The 20012-nt window shown below is 64.0% G+C and carries 14 protein-coding genes; 2 read left to right on the forward strand and 12 right to left on the reverse strand.

The features are described from left to right. Positions 1 to 360: 360 nt before the first annotated feature. From U9R80_RS14795 to U9R80_RS14830, 8 genes are all read right to left on the reverse strand, one after another. Positions 361 to 1398 carry a DUF1254 domain-containing protein gene (locus U9R80_RS14795; protein ID WP_301837523.1) on the reverse strand — a complete coding sequence of 346 codons (1038 nt, stop codon included), beginning with the start codon at positions 1396 to 1398 and terminating at the stop codon, positions 361 to 363. 32 nt (positions 1399 to 1430) lie between these two features. Continuing rightward, a complete protein-coding gene (locus tag U9R80_RS14800) occupies positions 1431 to 2681 on the reverse strand; it encodes a DUF1214 domain-containing protein (protein WP_324803063.1) in 1251 nt (416 codons plus the stop codon). A gap of 1344 nt (positions 2682 to 4025) precedes the next feature. Beyond that, a complete protein-coding gene (locus U9R80_RS14805) occupies positions 4026 to 4733 on the reverse strand; it encodes a TetR/AcrR family transcriptional regulator (protein ID WP_301837521.1) in 708 nt (235 codons plus the stop codon). Between the two features lie 14 nt (positions 4734 to 4747). After that, a complete protein-coding gene (locus U9R80_RS14810; protein ID WP_301837520.1) occupies positions 4748 to 5932 on the reverse strand; it encodes an acyl-CoA dehydrogenase family protein in 1185 nt (394 codons plus the stop codon). Between the two features lie 120 nt (positions 5933 to 6052). Beyond that, positions 6053 to 7201, reverse strand: coding sequence for an acyl-CoA dehydrogenase family protein (locus U9R80_RS14815; protein WP_301837519.1), 1149 nt, complete (start codon positions 7199 to 7201; stop codon positions 6053 to 6055). Between the two features lie 25 nt (positions 7202 to 7226). Continuing rightward, positions 7227 to 9719 carry an efflux RND transporter permease subunit gene (locus U9R80_RS14820; RefSeq protein WP_301837518.1) on the reverse strand — a complete coding sequence of 831 codons (2493 nt, stop codon included), beginning with the start codon at positions 9717 to 9719 and terminating at the stop codon, positions 7227 to 7229. Continuing rightward, positions 9719 to 10804 carry a WD40/YVTN/BNR-like repeat-containing protein gene (locus U9R80_RS14825; protein ID WP_301837517.1) on the reverse strand — a complete coding sequence of 362 codons (1086 nt, stop codon included), beginning with the start codon at positions 10802 to 10804 and terminating at the stop codon, positions 9719 to 9721. The genes U9R80_RS14820 and U9R80_RS14825 overlap by 1 nt, the downstream gene beginning before the upstream one ends. An 85-nt stretch (positions 10805 to 10889) precedes the next feature. Then, a complete protein-coding gene (locus U9R80_RS14830) occupies positions 10890 to 12584 on the reverse strand; it encodes a DUF1302 domain-containing protein (RefSeq protein WP_301837516.1) in 1695 nt (564 codons plus the stop codon). Positions 12585 to 12804: 220 nt separating this feature from the next. Here U9R80_RS14830 and U9R80_RS14835 point away from each other — a divergent pair, with 220 nt between their 5' ends. Beyond that, a complete protein-coding gene (locus U9R80_RS14835; RefSeq protein WP_301837515.1) occupies positions 12805 to 13878 on the forward strand; it encodes an MBL fold metallo-hydrolase in 1074 nt (357 codons plus the stop codon). Positions 13879 to 13930: 52 nt separating this feature from the next. Here U9R80_RS14835 and U9R80_RS14840 read toward each other — a convergent pair whose 3' ends face one another. Then, a complete protein-coding gene (locus U9R80_RS14840; RefSeq protein WP_301837514.1) occupies positions 13931 to 14674 on the reverse strand; it encodes an SDR family NAD(P)-dependent oxidoreductase in 744 nt (247 codons plus the stop codon). A gap of 389 nt (positions 14675 to 15063) precedes the next feature. Here U9R80_RS14840 and U9R80_RS14845 point away from each other — a divergent pair, with 389 nt between their 5' ends. After that, positions 15064 to 17655: a LuxR C-terminal-related transcriptional regulator gene (locus U9R80_RS14845; protein ID WP_324803071.1), complete on the forward strand. Its 2592-nt coding sequence runs from the start codon at positions 15064 to 15066 to the stop codon at positions 17653 to 17655. Between the two features lie 317 nt (positions 17656 to 17972). Here the strand turns inward: U9R80_RS14845 and U9R80_RS14850 are convergent, their stop codons facing one another. Genes U9R80_RS14850 through U9R80_RS14860 form a run of 3 tightly spaced genes read right to left on the reverse strand, consistent with a single transcriptional unit; the run spans position 17973 to position 19962 of the window. Further along, positions 17973 to 18914: an electron transfer flavoprotein subunit alpha/FixB family protein gene (locus U9R80_RS14850; protein WP_301837512.1), complete on the reverse strand. Its 942-nt coding sequence runs from the start codon at positions 18912 to 18914 to the stop codon at positions 17973 to 17975. Further along, on the reverse strand, positions 18914 to 19663 hold the full coding sequence (locus U9R80_RS14855; protein ID WP_301837511.1) for an electron transfer flavoprotein subunit beta/FixA family protein: 750 nt from the start codon (positions 19661 to 19663) through the stop codon (positions 18914 to 18916). The genes U9R80_RS14850 and U9R80_RS14855 overlap by 1 nt, the downstream gene beginning before the upstream one ends. Beyond that, on the reverse strand, positions 19660 to 19962 hold the full coding sequence (locus tag U9R80_RS14860) for a hypothetical protein (RefSeq protein WP_324803075.1): 303 nt from the start codon (positions 19960 to 19962) through the stop codon (positions 19660 to 19662). The genes U9R80_RS14855 and U9R80_RS14860 overlap by 4 nt, the downstream gene beginning before the upstream one ends. Positions 19963 to 20012: the final 50 nt, after the last annotated feature.

A 20012-nucleotide genomic window follows, 5' to 3' on the forward strand; every position in this document is an offset into this window, starting at 1 on the left:
CTCCCAGGCGCCGCCCGTAACTTCGCGACTTCAGGAGGCCGAGTGGAGGTGTCTGGAGGGGGCAGGTGCGCAGCACCCTTCGGCGTAGCCGAAGTCGCGAGCCGTAGACTTGGCGCAGCAAGTTGTAGGCCGCGAGGCCCCTGGAGGACACCGGAGGGAGGGAACCCGGAGCGCAGCGTAGGGCCGTATGTAGGAGCGAGCGGTTTTGGTTCCTTTTGCCAAGACAAAAGGGACCCGCCGTAAGGGCGGAAGGGGCCGTCAGCCTCACCGCATGAAATGGATAAGCCCCCAGCCCCCAGCCGCAAGACCAACACAAGAATCACAATCCCCAGGACTCCCTGAGGCCCCTTCATTACCCAATCACAAAATCGGCTCCGCCTTTGGCAACTGCCAGCTACCTTCAAGGATCGAAGGCTCCGGCAAGTAATAGCGAACCATATAGTTCCAGCCATCCATGATCGGCAGGCAATTGTCGCTACTGTCAGTACACCCACCAAACTGCACCGAAACCCGGCCACCCTCACCTTTCCTGGCAGTCAGGCTGTTGAGCGTATAAGCCTCGCGCGCGTTCGGTCGAAACCGCCCCTCGGCATCGTAGACACTGATCGACCAGAAAGCACTCACCGGCACCTGGCCCACCACCAACCGATAAGGGGTCTGGCCATCGTTACGATCCGGCGTGACGGTCTGGTAAAACGCGTCCTGCTGCGGATTACCTCCCCATGCGATCGCGCTGCCGATCAAATGACGCATCGGGTCGACCTCACCGGGCTTGCCGAACATATCCCGCGAGTCAGCAAGCGACTGCCCAAGCACCGTCAACGCACCGCGTATCCTGGCCTGGCTCGCCTCGTCCCAGTGCGGCATGTCGAAGCGTCCCGGCCCATTGGCCTGGCTCACACTGATCGCGTCCTGCAGGGCGTGGACCTGGCCCGGGTCCGACGGCTTGGTCGGGTCGAACAGAATCCGCACACCCAACATGACATAGCGCGTGCCCGCCTGGTCCCTGCTGACGCTGTACTGCCCGGCGCGATACTGCACATCGACGACGTGGTGATCCTCGTTGATCACGGCCAACGAGATATAACGCTCGCCGGCATCGGGCAAGGTGATGCTCACGGGACCGGCATCCAGATCGAAGACCGCGGTCGAATACAGGGTGTCACGGTTGGGACGCACGACCGTCTGGGCACCTGCCGGCACCAGTTCGCGCCAGTGGAAGAAACGCCCCACCCCTGCCCGCTTGATGGTCATGGCGAAATACCGGTCCGTCTCGGCACGGGCGAAGTTGTCGACCGTTACCGGCACCTTCACGCCCGGCAACGGCTGGCTGTGCGCCGAGGGAAGCCAGGTCACCAGCAGCGCGCAGGACGCCAGCAGCATTTTCAATTCATTCATGGGTCTGTCCTTGCCAATCATGGATAAGTGCCTCATAGCCGCACCAGTGCCGGTGGGAAGTATTCACCGCTGGCGACCGCGCCCTTGGCGCCGTAATACCGCAGCATCAGCCGGAACGGCTCGCCCGCCACCGTCGGCAACCAATTGCTTTCGGCGCTGCCCTGGGGCTGTTGCGGTCCGAAATAGAGCGTCAGGGAGCCATCGGCGTTGTACTGCAGGGGCGACTGATTGTTCAGCAGAAACCGGTCGAGCCGGTTGGGCAGCACACGGAAGGTTTTGCTGTTGGTGGCCGTGACGGACCAGAAGTAGCGGGCAAAGCCGGAAGGCAATTGCTCACGCGGGAAGGTCAGCGCATAGCTCTGCCCGCCATCCAGCACCTGGCCCTCGGCATCCCGCGCGCCACGGTAGTAATTGACCTCTGCGCTGGTGTTGGCCCAGATGCCGCCAAGGTCGACCAGCGTGCGCGTCAGATAGTCATGGCCGTAGGCCCCGGAAACCGCTGGCCGCACCCAGCCGTTGCGCTGTGTGCCGGGGCCGATGGTGGGCGCTGCGCTGGCAAGGGCCGCGAAGGCATGCGTCTGGATTTGCTGGTCGATGCGCGTACGTTCGCCGGGCTGTTTGATCCGCTCGGCAATCCCGCGCACGTGGGTTTGCAGCGTCTGCATGCCGGGATTGAGGTCAGGCTCCTCGAGCGCCACCGACGCGGCATCGAACGCATGCACCGCTGGCAGTTTGTACAGCTCGAACATCGGCGTTTTCGGTACCGCTGGCAACTGCGGCGAACCCGTAGGGCGCATGCTGAACTGGTGCTGCAGCTGCTCGGCAACCTTCCAGTCTGCCCCCAGCTCCACCCGCGACAGCACCCGTGCCGTGCGAACCGGCAGGTCGATGCGCCGGGTGTTGGCCGGCAGCTCCACCTTCGCCCCCTTGAGGCACACGGCGAATTCACCATAAGGATGGTCGGCGAACGCCCGCTCGTTGATGTTGGCCAGGGTTTCGCCCCAGCCATTGAGAAACTGCACGGTGTAATAGCGGTCGGTGATCTTCGGCACGCTCACCTGGGTGCAACTTTGCTCATCGACGGCCACCCAGGCTTCCGAGTAGGCAACGTCGAGGTTGGGGTTGGGCCAGTCGACAGCGCCGGGTTTGCGGTGTACCAGCTGGTTCCAGGTCATGCCTTGCTGGAAGTCCAGTTGCTGCTGGCGCATGACGAGCAAGCGGCCGAGCAGGTAGATGTAGGCGTCGCTGACGTGTTGATCGGTGTAGGCCGGTTGGGGTGACACGGGTGTTTCGGCGGCGCAGGCATTGGCGGATTGGATCGCCCATGCAAGCAAGGATGCGGTTAAGACGCCACTGCAACGCGCCAGACGTGATGTAACGGTCATTATTGTTCTCCGTCGTGGTTCATTCCATGATTGGACTTTTATGCCTTTGCTCGCGGCCTGGCGCCCCTCTCGTTAAGGAGGGTTTTGGGTTTATTTTGGTGTTGGTGTTGGTGTTGGTGTTGCGGCTGGGGGCTGGGGGCTTATCCATTTCATGGGGTGACGCTGACGGCCCCTTCCGCCCTTACGGCGGGTCCCTTTTGTCTTGGCAAAAGGAACCAAAACCGCTCGCTCCTGCATCCGGCCCTACGCTGCGCTCCGGGTTCCCTCACTCCGGTGCCCTCCAGGGGCCTCGCGGCCTACGACTTGCTTCGCCAAGTCTACGGCTCGCGACTTCGGCTACGCCGAAGGGTGCTGCGCACCTGCCCCCTCCAGACACCTCCACTCGGCCTCCTGAAGTCGCGAAGTTACGGGCGGCGCCTGTACTGGCGCATCTTCGAGATCAACGTCCACTGCCAACAAGCAGGTAGGAGCGGGCTCGGTGGGAGCAACTGTCTTCACCATGCCATTCATCATCGCATTGGCGACTGCTACACAGTCGATCGCAGCCTGTCGGCAGCGGCTACGGGCGGTGTAGCCGCTGCCGAGGTACGAGGCTGCCATCGGCCGCGCAGCGAGCGTAGAGCGTTTCCCGGACTGATCGCTGTGTGCGGGCTTGCCCCGCGAGAGGCCTGTACAGCCAGCCGAACGGGTGTTGCCTGAACGATTGATCGCGGGGCAAGCCCGCTCCTACCGGGCCAGCAGGCGGGAGCGAACCACCTTTGGGACTGACAATGCCTAGGTCAATCGGCCGACCGGGTTGCGACTGCTGTGCAGTCGATCGCAGCCTCGTTCCTCGGCAGCGGCTACGGCGTGCGGGCCAGGCTTGGTACTGGGTGGGAGCGGGCTTGCCCCGCGAGAGGCCCCTGAGCCCTGCACATCCAGCTGCAACGCTGAAGCGCGATCACCGGCAGGCATGAATCTATCGGCAAAATTCAAAATCCATCGCGGGCAAGCCCGCTCCCACAGATTGGGCGAGTTCCCACTGGCGGGAACCCGCTCTTGATCTTCATGCACGAACGTTCAGACGCCGGAGCGAGGGGACCCGGAGCGCAGCGTAGGGCCGTATGCAGGAGCAAGCGGTTTTTCCTACTTTTCCCAAGACAAAAGTAGGCCGCCGTAATGGCGGAAGGGGCCGTCAGCATCACCACATGAAATGGATAAACCCACAACCGCAACACCAACTCAAGAACACCCCCAGAGAACCTAAAGACCGTGTTCCAGCTCTGGCGCAGTCAACAACGCATGCAACATACGCGTCAGCAAACGAACAGTTTCATCCTCGAGCAAGTAATGAGGTTTCTCGATCATCAGCGCACGAGGTAACGCAGTAACGGCCTGATAGGCAAGAAACCCGGCTTTCTCCCGGTCCCCCACCACCTGATCGGAAAAACGCTGCACCAGCGCCGGAATGACCGCCGAGATCCAGAAGCGCTCCGGCTTGACGATGTCCAGCCGCACCAGCTCACCGTAATAAGCGCTCTGAATGCTCAGTTGCGAATCAATCTGCAACCAGCGATGCAAAGCCCCAAGCCCGGTACGCAAGATCACCTCGATACCGTCGTAAAGCGTCGCCGACGCGGGTAAAGCGTGGATGCTGGCGATCACCTGCCGACGGGCGTCAGCCCGATAGTCCTCGAAAATCGCAGCGACCAGCGAGTCGATCGTCGGGAAGTACTCGTAGATCGAACTGATGGCGACCCCCGAGTGGTCGGACAATCGGTAAATCGACAGGGCCTCCCGCCCCTGCCCCTCAAGAATCTCGCGGCCAGCCGTTTTCAGCGCCTCGACCAGCGCGACCGAACGCGCCTGCCGGGGTTGCTTGCGCGGTCGGGCGGGCAGCTCCAGGAGAATACTGTCGTGGCTGCCCTGACTGCGAGAGGACGCCTGCGTCCCCTCGTTGTCCGGCACCATGGGGCCCCGGCGAGTCATGGATCAGGGTTCACGACGTTGATGGCCGGCTGCCGGGCACTGATCCCGGTGAGCACCTCGGCGATCGACAGTTTTTGCGCATCGGACACGCCGTGGGGCACCGGCAATACAATCGACTCACGCACCAGCCGCTCAAGGTCCAGCGCCGCGCCCAAAGCCTTGCCACCGGGCAGTTGCAGCGCTTCCTGGCAAGCCTTGAGGGCCATTTCGCTGGCCAGCCAGCGCGCCATGCTCACCTGAACCTGACAACCGCTGCCGGCATCGACCAGCGAGTAGGCGCGCAAGCACATGAGCCTGGCCGCGTCGAGCCGGGTTGCCATCTCCGCAATCCTGAGCGCCACCCACGGCTGCGATGCGCCCGGCCGCCCCGACGCGTCGGCGCATCGCGCGCCGACAATGCAACCCTCCAGTACCGCCCGCATCAGGCCGACCGAGAGCAAGGCCGTGTCGGCATTGAATTTCTCCAGCAACCTGGCACGAAGCTCTGCCCCCTCCTGCTCCTGCCAGATCAACTGGCTGGCGGGCAGGCGCACGTTGTGAAACGACAGGCCGGTATTGAAGGTGCCGGTCAAGGTGGGGGTGTCGAAGATTCGCGAGGTGTTGCCATGTTGCTCGCGCTCCACCAGCACATGACACACCCCGCCACCTTCGGTGCGCACGCCGGTGATCACGAAGTCGCAGATCCGGCCGTTACCCACCCACGGCTGGGCACCGTCGAGCACCCAGCCGTCCGCCGTCGACCAGGCGCTGATACCACCCTCGTTCACGGTGGCCAGCGCATCGGCCCCGTGCAGGTAAAAGCCCGCGAAGCTGCGACCGGCGAGCACGCCTGGCAAGTGACGGTCGCGCAACCTGCGCTGCGGCTCGGGCAGCTCCGCCAGTAAACGGGCAACGAGCATGTTGACGATGACGCACTGGGCGATTTCGCAGGAAACCACACACAGCTCCTCAAGCAGCATCGCTTCGGTTTGCACCGACAGGCCCATGCCGCCCGACGCATGCGCGATACTCGCACCGGGCAGGCCGAAGTCGGCGATGCCCTGGGTGAGTTCGCGCAGGCGTTCTCGGGGAATGGGCCTGCCTCGCAAGGCGCGGACCACCGGTGTCACCTCCGTTGCAAGGAAGGTACGGAAGCTGTCCACTGCAAGTCGCTGTGCATCGGTCGTTGCTTGCATCTTCATACGCGGGTTCCCTGCCAATCGTCGCCCATCCGCCAAGCCCTTTGAGCGGGCTGCGAAAAACAGGGTATGCCTGACGGTTGCCTGACTACCCCCTCCCCATGGAGGGGGCAGGTCCGGGTGTCAGGCCAGGCTGCGGGCGATGATCAGCTTCTGGATGTGGCTGGTGCCTTCGTAGATCTTGGTCACCCGCACATCGCGGCAATAGCGCTCTACCGGGAAATCGTTGAGATAGCCGTAGCCGCCGTGGATCTGCAGCGCGTCGGAGCACACCTTCTCGGCCATTTCGCTGGCGAACAGCTTGGCCATCGAGGCTTCCTTGGCGCAGGCCACGCCCGCCTCGCACAATCGCGCGGCGTGCACCATGTAGTGGTGCGCGACGTCGACTTGCGCAGCCATGTCAGCCAGGTCGAAGGCCACCCCTTGCAGGTTGAAGATCGGTGCGCCATAGGCCTCACGCTCTTTGGCGTAACCCACCGCTGCCTCCAGGGCTGCGCGCGCGGTGCCGGTGGCGACGGCGGCAATGGCCACCCGCCCTTCCGACAACGAGCTCATCACGCTGCGATAGCCTGCCCCCTCCTCGCCCAGCAGGTTCGCCGCCGGTACCGCGCAGTGTTCCAGCTGGATCTGCGCGACATGGGCCGAGCGCTGGCCCATCTTGTGCTCGACGCGCGCCACGACGTAGCCGGGGCTGTCTTGCGGGTCGACCATCAACAGGCTGCTGCCGTGCTTGCCGGCGTTCTTGTCGGTGACCGCCAGCACCAGGCCCAGGCCGGCTTCGTTGCCATTGGAGATAAATTGCTTGCTGCCATTGAGGATGTAGTGCTCGCCTTCTCGCCGCGCCTGGGTGCGGAACGCAGCCGTATCGGAGCCGGCGTGAGGCTCGCTGAGCAGAAACGCACCGATGCGCTTGCCACTGGCCAGGTCCGGCAGGTACTTGCGCTTCTGTTCTTCGTTGCCCAGCCGTGCCACCGCCAGGCCGACCGAGTTGTGGACATGAATCAGGGTGGCGAATCCGGTGTCGGCGGCAGCGAACTCCTCGATGGCCAGGCAGTACTCGACGAAGCTGGCACCGGCCCCGCCGTAGGCTTCGGGGATCAGCATGCCGAGAAAGCCCAGCTCGCCAACGGCCTGCAGCTCACTGCGCGGCCAGGCACCACTGCGGTCACGTTCGGCGGCGGTGGGGGCAACCACTTCGGCAGCCACCTTGCGCGCCGAATCGCGGATCATGACTTGCTGTTCATCGAGAAACGCTGCGGATGTATCGCTCATGGTGATTCCTTATGAATGCGTGGGTTCAGACAAGGTTCGGATCGGCCTGGACGCGCGGCACCGCCCGGGAACCGGGGACGCTGGCAACCGATGCCTGCTCGGCATGCGCCACGGCCACCGGCGCCCCGCTAACGCGCACATCCTTGAGCAGGAAGTGCGACAGCGCCGGGATCAGGGCCAGGGCGCCGAGCATGTTCCAGACGAACATGAAGGTCAGCAGGATGCCCATGTCGGCCTGGAACTTGATGGGCGAGAAGGCCCAGGTGATTACACCCGCCGCCAGCGTCACGCCCACCAGGGCCACGACTTTGCCGGTGAAGCGCAAGGCATGCCGGTAGGCCTGGGCCAGGGTGTCGCCGGCCCGCTGGCGGGCCAGCTGGATGCTCAGCAGGTACAGCGCGTAGTCGACGCCGATGCCCACGCCCAGCGCAATCACCGGCAAGGTCGCCACCTTGACACCCCTGCCCAGCACCACCATCAGCGCCTCGCAGAGAATCGAGGTAATCACCAGTGGCACCACCGCGACCACCACCGCGCGCCAGCTACGGAAGGTGATGAAGCACAGCACGATGACCGCCGCGTACACGTACATCAGCATGGTCAGGTTGGCTTTCTTGACCACAATATTGGTGGCCGCTTCGATCCCGGCGCTGCCGGCGGCCAGCAGGAACTGGCGCTCCGGTGTGCTGTGTTCGGTGGCGAAGGCCTGTGCGGCCTGCACGACCTGATCCAGGGTCTGTGCCTTGTGGTCAGTGAGGTAGGCCACCACCGGCATCACCGAGCAGTCGTTGTTGAACAGCTCGGGATTACTGGTGCTCGCGGTCCGCGCAGCGTAGTTGAGCACGTCCTGGTTGGGCGAGATCGACATCCATTTCGGGCTGCCCTCGTAGGAGCCCGCGGTGATCTTGCGTACCGCATCGGCCAGCGACACCGTGCTCTGCACCCCCGGCACCTGCTGCAGGGCCCAGCCCAGGCGGTCGGCGTCGACCAGGGTCTGGTACTCCAGGCAGCCTTCGGCCTTGGTCTTGACGATCACCGCGAACTGGTCCGACGACAGCGAGTACTTGCTGTTGATGTAGGCGTTGTCCAGGTTGTAGCGCGAGTTGGGCCGCAGCTCCGAAGCCCCGGCATCCAGGTCGCCGATCTTCAGGTGCGTGCTGACCACGAAGCCGCCCACCGTGAGGATTGCCGACACCACCAGCAACGCCGTGGCCCAGCGCCGCTCGGTGAAGCGCTCCAGCAGCAGCCAGATGCCAGCGGCCGGCTGTTGTTCCTTGCGCAGGCTGCGCGCGGCGGCCTTCGGACTGACGCCGGTATAGGACAACATGACCGGGAGCAGGATCAGGTTGGTGAACACCAGCAGGGCAACGCCGATGGAGGCGGTGACGGCCAGGTCCTGGATGACCGGGATGTCGATCAGCATCAGCACCCCGAAGCCCACGGCATCGGCCACCAGCGCCGTGACCCCGGCCAGGAACAGGCGGCGGAAGGTGTAGCGGGCAGCGACCAGGCGATGGGTGCCACGGGCCACGTCCTGCATGATCCCGTTCATCTTCTGCGCGCCATGGGAGACGCCGATGGCGAACACCAGGAACGGCACCAGAATCGAATAGGGGTCGAGCTCATAGCCCAACCGGGCAATCAGGCCCAATTGCCAGAGCACCGCAATGCAGGAGCAGCCAAGCACCAGCACGGTGCTGCGCAGGCAGCGGGTCCAGGAAAAAATGATCAGCGCTGCGATCACCGCGGCCACGGCGAAGTAAAGGATCATCTGCTGCAAACCATCCAGCAGATCGCCCACCACCTTGGAGAAACCGACAATACGGATATCCAGGTCGGCACTGCCCTGAACGCCGGAGTGCTGCGCACGGATGCTCTCCAGGCGCTTGGACAGTTCCCAGTAGTCCAGCGGCTGTCCGGTATTACTGTCCTTGTCCAGCAGCGGCACGAAAATCATGCTGGAGCGGAAATCGGTCCCCACCAGGTTGCCCAGTAGCTGTGCCCGGCTGATGTTCTGGCGCAGCGCGTCGATGCTGGCTTGCGAGCCGGTGTAGTTGTCCGGCATCACCGGACCGCCGGCGAAGCCCTCTTCGGTGACCTCGTTCCAGCGCACCACCGGCATCCACAACGACTTGACGTTGGCCCGATCGACACCCGGGGTCAGAAACAGCTCGTCGTTGATCTGTTTGAGGGCTTGCAGGTAGGCAGGATCGAAAATATCCCCCGAGCGGTTTTCCACTACCACACGCACGGCATTGCCCAGGCCTTTGAGCTCGTCGCGGTGTTCGAGGAAATTGCGGATATACGGCTGGTTCAGCGGAATGGTTTTCTCGAAAGCGGCATTGAGAGTCAGGCGCGAGGAGTCCCAGCCCAGTATCAGCGTGGCGATGCTGCACAGCAGGATCACCAGCAGGCGATGGTTGAAGATCAACTGCTCAAGGCGGCTGCCTGACTTGTGGTTGAAATCTTCGATATTGCTGATGGACTGCAAGTTATCGCTGGCGTTGTGGGTACCCATCACGGCTCTCCGGCTTTCGTGTTCTGTTGCAGGCTTTGCACGCGTACACCGCCAAGCCCGGCCAGGGCGACGGCCCCGTCGGCAGCCGGTGCGAGGGCAAAGTTGGGCGCCACGCGGTCCACCGGGATGCGACGGAAGGTCGCCCCCCGGTCGTTGGAGCGCAGCAACTGACCGGTCTGGCTGGCCAGCAGGATGGAACCGTCATCGGCGATCAGGCCGCTGGTAATGCCTTCCGAGATACCGGTGTCGACCGTGCTCCAGCTCGCGCCACCGTCCAGGCTGCGCAAGGCATTGCCGCGCAGGCCGTAGACCAGCACCAGGCGGTCATCGCCGAGCAGGCCGAACAAGGTGCCCTCGTAGGGCAACTCGACTTTGACGAAGCGCTGGCTGTCCGCGTCCAGTTTCAGCACCAGCCCCTGCTCGGCGACCATGAACAGCGTGCCGGCCGCCGGGCGCAGGCCATACAGGTGCATGCTGCGCGGGTTTTCGACACGGTCCTGCCAGGCGGTCCAGGTCTGGCCGCCATCCTCGGTGCGCAGAATCAGGTTGAAGGCGCCGGTGACGAACCCCGTGCGCGCATCGGCGAACCACACGTCCAGCAAGGGCTTGTCGGCGCCCTGGGTGGCAAACAGTTCGGCGTCCTGCTTCAAGCGCTGCGCCTCGGGGTCATCCGGGTTGGCGGGGTTGCCGAACTGCTTGAGCAGGATCGTCGCGATCTGCCGGCCATCCAGCTGTTTGGTCCAGGTCTGTCCCGCATCGTTGCTGTGCAGCACAACGCCTTCGTGGCCGACCGCCCAGCCTTGGGTGGCGCTGGGAAATGCCAGCGCCGTCAGGTCGGAGCTCACCGGCACCTGGGCCTGGCGCCAGGTGGTGGCGTCATCGGAATAAAGAATATGGCCGCGCTGCCCGGCAGCAATCAGCCGCCCGCCGGCCTTGGCCAATGCATTGATGGGCGCCTGGATCGCCTTGGCGCTGTGCAGCGAAGGCGTGTCCAGAGGCGAGACGAAAGTGGCCTGGGCGAACGCCGGCATGGCCAGCATCGCGGCCAGGATCACCAAGGGGGGCCGTAAGAATGGTTTGAACACGTGTCACCTCACATCAGTTGCGCGCAAGCGCCTTGCACCCGCGAGGGCCGCAACGGGCCTTCGCGGGTGGAGTTGCACTGGGGGCTCAGAGCGTGGTCTTGAAGGTGAAGTACACCGCGCCACGATCTTCGAGCAACGCCTGGCTGCCGCTTGGGGTCAGCGCCGCGCCGGTCACCGGGTTGGTCGAGTAGTCACCGAAGTAATCCACGTACTTCAGATCGAAGCGGTAGCGGCTGTAGAGGTCGAGCGCCAGGCCCACCGCGTAGCTGCCGGCATCCTTGTTGCCGCCGGAGGCGACCGCCGAGTTGCCCGACAGCCCTTGGGAGTAACTGACGGGCAGCGACAGATCGCCACCGGGGAAGACCTGGTACCAGTTCGGCGTGAAGTTCACGGCGATGCCATAGGCGTCGCGGGACACCTCGTCGATGTTGCTGGGCACCGCCTTGTAGGCGGACGATCCCTTGAACAGGTTCAGAGGGTCGTCGTTGACCGAGACCCAGCGGCTCCAGGTCAGCTCTGTCGACCAGCTGGCGCCGTCGAAGAAGGCGGTCGGCCTGATGGTGCCGATCGCGTTGAGCACGCCGTGCAGGGTGTCGCCACGGGCGCCGAGAATGTCGCCGTCGTCCGGCAACTGGGCGGTCGAGGTGACGCGCGCCGCCGAACTCACCAGCGGCATGTTGTGTCGGTAGTTGAGGTCGGCGCCGACACTGATGCCGCCGATTTCCTTCGACAGGCTGATGCCATACATGTCGATCTTGTCGGCATAGTTGAGGTAGTACTGCGGCTGCGCGTTAGCCAGCAGAATCACCTGCGGCAGGGTGTCGGAGAACTGGCGGACATAGAAGCCCAGCGTGCCGTCCAGCCACTGCGGGCTCCAGCGCGTCATGACGCCCCAGTCACCGGAGTTGCGCGGCTCGATGTCATCGCCATGGATGGCACGCAGGGTGGGGCTGAGGATGAACGACTCGCCGCCTTGCTGGTAGATATCGGCAAAGCCCAGGTAGCTGCCCGATTCCGGCACGCGCGAGGGGCGCCATTCAAAGAAGTACTGCGCCGCAAACGACCACTCGGGGTTGACCTGCAACTGCGCCGAAATCTGGTTGCGCGGCAGGTACAGCTCCTTGGCCTCGATCCCTGGCAGGGCCAGTGCCTTGCCCTGGTCCAGGGGGGCCTGGCCGTAGGCGATGCCGTGGATGGCGCCGGCCCCGAGCAACGACTCGCCCCAGTTGATGGTGTGACGGCCCAGGCGGGCCTTGAGTGGCATGTCGCCCAGGTCGTACTGGCCGAACACGAAGGCATCCATCCATTCGGCGGACGGGCCCTCATAGTAGCGGTTGGTATAGCGACTCAGCCCGGTGGCCGGGGTGCCGCTGGAGCCCAGGTGGTTGGAGGTGGCGACGCTGTCGTTGTCCAGGTCGCCCGAATAGGCGGCGTCGTACCAGAGTGCGGCACTGACCCGAGCACCGTACTTGCGTTTGTAGATGATGTCCGACTCGCTGAGGATATCCAGGCGGTTGTTCACCAGCCGGTGCTTGTCGAAGTTGCGGTCGCCGTCATCGTTGTTCGGGTTCGCCAGGATCGCCTTGTCCTGCCCTTCGGTACGCATGCCCAAGTTGTAGCGCAGGGTGTTGTCCCAGCGCAGTTGAAGGTCGTCGTTGCCGGTATCGATCTCGACCGCAGCGGCGCTGCCGCAGGCGATGGCGCACATGGCCACGACCGTTGCCCGCACGGCATGAGAACTGGTGGGATGACGTTGATTCGATTTGTTTTTGTTATTCATCTGGGTCTCTCCTCCCCTGGGTTGAACCTGGACATCCAGGTTCGCAAGCCACTCAATCAGTGATCGAGTGGCCGAAGGGTGCCAGCGTCAGGCCGCAGTCCTCCCCCCCCTTTCTGAAAGGGGGGGGCACCCCTACCCCCTCTCCGTTAACGTCTGCCCCACGAACTGCCTGCACACCTGCACCGGGTGTGTCGGCGATGAGCACAGACGGGAGAACACCATGACGGATGACACATCGGCCGGCGCAGGCGGGCGCATCAGCTACCCCTTCGCCACGCTGCCGACACCGGGCGTACCCGAGCAGATAGCCCCGGGCGTGCACTGGCTGCGGCTGCCGCTGCCGGTCTCGCTGGCCGCCATCAACGTCTGGCTGCTGGCCGACGGCGCAGGCACCGCACTGGTCGATACCGGTATCTACGACGAGCAGACCGTCGCCCTCTGGCGCACCGTGCTTGAAGGGACGTTGAACGAGGCGCCGCTGACGCGTGTCATCGCCACTCATCTGCATCCCGACCATGTCGGCATGGCGGGCTGGCTCACCCGCAAGGCAGGCTGCCGACTGTGGATGACGCGCCTGGAATACCTGCACTGTCGAATGCTGGAAAGCGACAGCGCACGCCCGGCACCGGCAGAAACACTGGCGTTCTACCGGCGCGCCGGCTGGGACGAGCCGACCCTGGAGCGCTTTGGCCAACGCTTCGGCGGTTTTGGCCGGATGATTGCGCCCCTGCCCGACAGTTATCGGCGCATTCGCGACGGCGAGCGCCTGCACATTGGCGAACATGCCTGGGAGGTGGTGGTGGGCGCCGGCCATTCGCCGGAACACGCCTGCCTGTACGATGCCGACCGCAAGCTGCTGATCTCCGGCGACCAGGTGTTGCCGCGCATCTCGTCCAACGTCTCGGTGCAGCCAACCGAGCCCGACGCCGATCCGATGAGCGACTGGCTGGCATCCCTGGCCATGCTGCGCCGCAGCGTGCCCGACGATGTACTGGTACTGCCGTCGCACAACAAACCGTTTCGGGGCCTGCATGCGCGAATCGAGCAGTTGCAGGCCGATGCACTGGACGCCCTGGATCGCCTGCGCCACGGCCTGAAGCAGCCCAAGCGCGTCGTTGACCTGTTTGACTTGCTGTTCAGCGCCGCCGTACGCAGCGACGACACCACCCGGTTCACCCTGGCGACCGGCGAAGCACTGGCCGGCCTCAATCATCTGATCGTGCGCGGCGAGGTTAGCGTCGACCTCGATGAACAGGGTGTGGCCTGGTACCGACGCCAGCCGCATGCGGATTGATCGAGCCCTGCGGGCAAGGCTCGATGCAGGGAACGCTCAGTGCGCCGTCAGCTCAACGAGTACCGCAATGGATATCCAGGGTCAGCGCGTTCAGGTAGGCATTTTCCACCACATGCTGAACCAGCGCGGCGAACTCCTGCGTATGGCCCATGCGCCGGGGGAACAACAGCCCCTCGACGATGGTTTCGCTGACCTTGGCCGGCATGCCGGCAGACATCCCCGACTCGAACAGGCCCGGAGCCAGGCTCACCACGCGAATGCCGTAGCTGGCCAGGTCGCGGGCGATCGGCAGCGTCATGCCGATGACCCCGGCCTTGCTGGCACTGTAGGCCGCCCGCCCCATCTGCCCCTCACGTGCCGCGCCGGAGGCGGTATTGATGATCACGCCGCGCTCGCCGGTTTCCTGGGGGGTGTTCGTCGACATGGCCTGGGCCGCGTAGCGGATCATGTTGAACGTACCGGTGAGGTTGACCCCCAACACCCTGTTCCACAGCTCGGTCGGAAACAGCTGGCCCTTGGAGAGGGTCTTGCACGGCCCCAGGACGCCGGCGCAGTTCACCACCACATGCACTTCGCCAAAGCGTTGCACCACGGCCTCGATGCCCGCCTTGACACTGGCTTCATCGGAAACGTCGACGGCGATGCCGAGCATGCCATCCAGTGCGGCATCGAGTCGCTGTTGATCGAGGTCGAACCCCACCACCTTGGCCCCGGCGGCGGCCAGCGCGTTGCAGGTGGCCAGGCCAAGTCCCGATGCCGCGCCGGTGACGACGGCTACTTTATTATCCAGTTTCATCGTGATTCCTTCGTAGGTGCCCAAAGCGGCAACCCGGAGGATCTTAGAAAACAACACCGTCCCCTCGTCCCCCCCTTTGCGGATGGACTGCCTCGGAACCGGCGGCCGGCGTGCGGCACAGGATCGGGCGCGGTGGGCGCATGATAAAATCTTGACCTGCATCGGTGGGTTGGCTAGTTTCGCCCGACGCGCAAACCGCCCTGCGGCACAGGCATCACCCGCGATTACGTCTAATAATTATTCCCGGCTGTGGCGCAAGCAGACCGCGGAGCGAGGATAAAACGTTGCCGGATATACCCGCCAGACATCTGGTCTCGACCAAGTTTTCGCCCCCGCGCATCGGTACGCGCCATGTGCCCCGCACCGCCCTGCTCGCCCGGCTCAAAAGCATGCAGCACTGCAAACTGGCGCTGGTCACCGGTGCGGCCGGCTATGGCAAGACGACCTTGCTGGCGCAGTGGCGCCAGGACCGGCTCATGGCCGGCGCCGAGGTTGCCTGGATTTCGCTGACGATTGATGACAAGGGCTACACCGCCTTTTGTGGCGCACTGTTCGAGGGGTTGCGCCGCCTGGGTATCGAGGTGGACATCGACCCCTTGCGCGAAGACAGCACGGTGCCGGCGATGGAGGCCTGCGTCGCGATCATCGTCGAAGCGGCCACCCAGCTCAGCAAGGAGCTCTACCTGATCGTCGACGACTACCACCACGTCGAAGTCCCCGCAGCGCACAAACTGATTCAAAAGCTGCTCGAGCAGAGCCCGGGCAACCTGCACCTGGTGCTCGCTGCACGGGTCAATCCGCCGCTGAGCCTGACTCGACTGCGGGTCATGGACCAAGTCGTCGAAATTGAAAGCGCCGAGCTGCCGTTCGACCTGGCCGAGACCCGCACCTTCGTCGAAGAGAACCTGGGCACCGACAGGATCAACGTCGATGAGTTGAGCCTGATCAATGACCTGACCAGCGGCTGGCCCTCGTGCCTGCAACTGATCGTCATCATGCTCAAGAACCGCCCTTCCACGCGCTCGATCCTCAATGACCTGGTCTGGCGCTCCAGCGACCTGCAAAGCTACCTGAGCGAAGAAGTGGTCGCGCACCTGCCAGACGAACTGGTCGAAGTTGCCGAAGCGTTGTCACTCTTTCGCCGATTCAATGCCGCCATGGCCGTGGCCGTGACCGGCAATGCGCAAGCCGGTGAACTGCTGCAGCGCATGGAAGACGAGAACCTGCTGATCTACCGGGTCGACTCTGAAGACCGCATGACCTGGTATCGCTTTCAGCCGCTGTTCGGCGAGTTCCTCAGTGCACGCCTGGAGCGTCGCAAGTCGGACATCCACGCCTTGCACCGCCTCGGTGCGCAGTGGTTCGCCGCGCACAACTGCCTGACCGAGGCGGTGCGACACGCCAACCTGGGTGAGGACACCGAGTTTGCCATCCGGGTGATCGAGCAATCCGCGCCGGCGACCTGGAGCCTGGAATACCTCGCCCCGACCCTGCGCTTGCTCGAGCGTTTGCCCGAGGACGTGCTGTTTTCCCACCAACGCCTGCTGTTCCTGGCCTGCATCACGGTTTCCCTGACGTCGCGTCCGGGGCGGGCGAAAGCCTGGCTCGAGCGTCTACAGGCCAGCGATCTGAGCGAATACCCTGAGCTGGCCAGCGGCCTGCCGCTGATCCAGGCGGCCATCGCCGTCCAGGAAGACGACATCGAGCGGTCCATCGACCTGCTTGAGCCGGTGCTCGACGCGCCGATGGAAAACCCGTTCTTGCGCTATATGCTGCTGGCCGCGCTGACCGTGGCCTACTACACCGCCGGACGCTATGCCGATGCCCGGCGCCTGTTCGACATTCACCCGATCCCCCCGCAGGATCGCGGCAACGACATGGCCCTGGTGGCCGAATCGGCGCGCCTGACCACCTACATCATCGCCGGCGAGATCGGCGAAGCCGAACCGCTGATCTGCGAACTGCTGGAGCGCTCCACCCGCGAAGGCGGACACCGTTCGATCTGCACCAACCTGTGTGCCAGCCTGCTGGCCGATGCATTCTACGAGCTCGACCGCATCGACGACGCCCGCGAACTGATCGCCAACCGCCTGGGCCTGCTGCACTCCTCTGTGCCCGATGTCATCGTGCGCACCAACATCAGCCGCAGCCGCCTGGACTTGCTGCAAAAAGGCCCGGATGCCGCCCTGCCGTTTCTGCGCCAGCAAATTGCCCACCTGCGCTGCCTGGGACAGATCCGCCCGGTGGCCCAATTGCTCGGCGAACAGATCCGCGTGAGCCTGATCAAGGGCCAGCGCAATCAAGCGGTGGAACTGCTGCAATCGCTCGACGACTTTGTCCGCGACCACAGTAGCGAACAGGGCGGCCGTGCAGAGCTGCCCGCCATTGCCGCGCTGGCGCGGGCGCGGATACTGCGCAGCGAGGATTCCCAGGCGGCCCTGCGCGCGTTGAACAAGGTGCAAGACTATGCCGAGCGCTTCAATCGCGCCCGCCTTGGAGTGCTTGTCGACCTGCTGTCGGCCGATGCCCTGGAGGATCTCGGTCGCTCGGAAGAATCCCTCGAACGTCTCTATCGGGCGGTGGAGAATGGCCGGCGCCTGGGGTTGGTCCGCACCTTGCTGGACGAAGGTGCATTGAGCGAGAAACTGCTGACACGCCTGTCCCAATGCCCCCTTGAAGATCAGCTGCGGGAATACCTGGACGAGCTGCTCGGAAAACTCGCCGCCCCCTCTGCGCCGAGTCTTGCAGCCCCGCGTTCACGGCGCACGACAACAACCGGGCAGACGCCGCAACTGACGCCACGGGAACGCGAGATTCTCAGCCTGGTTGCCCAGGCCATGTCGAGCAAACGCATCGCCCACACGCTGGACATCACCCTGGACACCGTGAAGTGGAACCTGCGCAACATCTACGCCAAGCTCGGCGTCTCCAGCCGCTACGACGCCATGGTCTGGGCGCGTAACCATCAACTAATCGACTGAGCCCTGACCAGATCAGGAGCGGGCGTGGGTGGGTGGGAGCAACTGTCTTCACCCTGCCATTCATCACCGCATTGGCGACTGCTACACAGTCGATCGCAGCCTGTCGGCAGCGGCTACGGCGATGTAGCCGCTGCCGAGGTACGAGGCTGCGATCGGCCGCGCAGCGGGCGTAGAGCGTTTCCCGGACTGATCGCAGTGGGAGCGGGCTTGCCCCGCGAGGGGCCCTCAGCCTTCAGACACCTGATTGCCTGCAATGCCCATCGCGGGGCAAGCCCGCTCCTACCCGGGATCTTCAGGCCCGTTCGCCACCGCGCGGATCAAACCAGCCGTTCAAGCTCCGGCACGGCCTCGAACAGATCCGCCACCAGGCCATAGTCGGCCACCTGAAAAATAGGCGCTTCGTCGTCCTTGTTGATCGCCACGATCACCTTGGAGTCCTTCATGCCGGCCAGATGCTGGATCGCCCCGGAGATGCCCACCGCAATGTACAGCTGCGGCGCGACAATCTTGCCGGTCTGGCCGACCTGCATGTCGTTGGCGACAAACCCTGCGTCGACCGCCGCGCGGGAAGCGCCGACACCGGCACCGAGCTTGTCGGCCACGGCATACAGGTGCTTGAAGTTGTCGCCGTTCTGCATCCCGCGACCACCGGAAACGATGATCTTGGCGGCGGTCAGCTCAGGACGGTCGGACTTGGCCAGCACTTCGCCGACGAAGCTGGAGATGCCTGCATCGCAGTGGATACCAACGCTTTCAACCGCGGCCGACCCGCCATGATCGGCAACCGGATCGAAGCCAGTGGCGCGCACGGTGATCACCTTGACCGAAGCGCTCGACTGCACGGTGGCAATGGCATTGCCGGCGTAGATCGGGCGCTTGAAGGTGTCGGCGCTCTGCACGGCGATGATTTCGGAGATCTGGTCAACGTCCAGCCGCGCAGCCACCTGCGGCAGGATGTTTTTCCCGTTGGAGGTGGCCGCCGCCAGCACGTGGTTGTAGATCGAATGTTGTTCGATCACCAGGCTGGCCACCAGCGGTGCCACGTTTTCCGGCAGTTGGTGCGCATAGGCGGCGTTGTCGGCCACCAGCACCTTGGCCACGCCCGCGATGTTCGCAGCGGCTTCAACCACGGCGCCGACACCCAGGCCTGCCACCAGCAAGTGAATATCGTCACCGATCTGGACTGCCGCCCCCAGGGTATTGAGTGTGGCGGCGGCCAGTGTTTTGTTGTCGTGCTCAGCGATTACCAGAATAGTCATCAGATCACCTTCGCTTCATTTTTCAGTTTCTCGACCAGTTCGGCCACCGACTTGACCTTGATGCCCGCGCTGCGGGACGCCGGGGCTTCGACATTCAGGATTTTGCTGGTGGAGGCAGTGCTCACGCCCAGCGACTCCGGGGTGACGATTTCCAGCGGCTTTTTCTTCGCCTTCATGATGTTGGGCAGGGAGGCATAGCGCGGTTCATTCAGGCGCAGGTCGGTGGTGACGATGGCGGGTAGCGTGAGGGACACGGTCTGCGCCCCTCCGTCGACTTCCCGGGTCACGCAGGCCTTGCCGTCGCTGACCTCGACACGGGAGGCAAACGTGCCCTGGCTGTAGCCGCTCAAGGCGGCGAGCATCTGCCCGGTCTGGTTGTTGTCGCTGTCGATCGCCTGTTTGCCGAGGATCATCAGCTGTGGTTGCTCCTTGTCCATCACCGCCTTGAGCAATTTGGCCACCGCCAGGGAGCCCAGTTCGTCGTCGGCCTGCACCAGGATGGCGCGGTCCGCCCCCAGTGCCAGGGCGGTACGCAACTGCTCCTGCACAGCGGACGAGCCCACGCTGACCACCACAACCTCGCTGGCGATGCCTTGTTCCTTCAGGCGCACCGCTTCTTCCACGGCGATTTCGCAGAAGGGGTTCATTGCCATTTTCACGTTGGCGAGATCGACGCCGGAACCGTCCGCTTTGACGCGGACTTTCACGTTGAAATCGACCACGCGCTTTACCGCAGCCATTACTTTCATGAGGAACTCCTGTTGAGCGGACTGTCCGCACGGGGATCGGGTGATCGCCAATTTATCCGCTCACGCTTGTAAATGGCCCTCCCTTGAATGGGTGGGCTGCGCGTCCGGATCACCCCTACCCCCCTTTTTATTCGGTGCTTCGTGGATTGTCGGGAAAGTTTGGCTTGGATGGTGATGGTGATGGTGATGGTGATGGTGATGGTGACGGTGACGGTGACGGTGACGGTGACGGTGACGGTGACGGTGACGGTGACGGTGACGGTGACGGTGACGGTGACGGTGACGGTGTGCTTATCCATTTTGGAGGGTGACGCCACTGGCCCCTTCCGCCCTTACGGCGGGTTCCTTT

It is taken from the genome of Pseudomonas sp. JQ170C, assembly GCF_035581345.1.
GTDB lineage: Bacteria > Pseudomonadota > Gammaproteobacteria > Pseudomonadales > Pseudomonadaceae > Aquipseudomonas.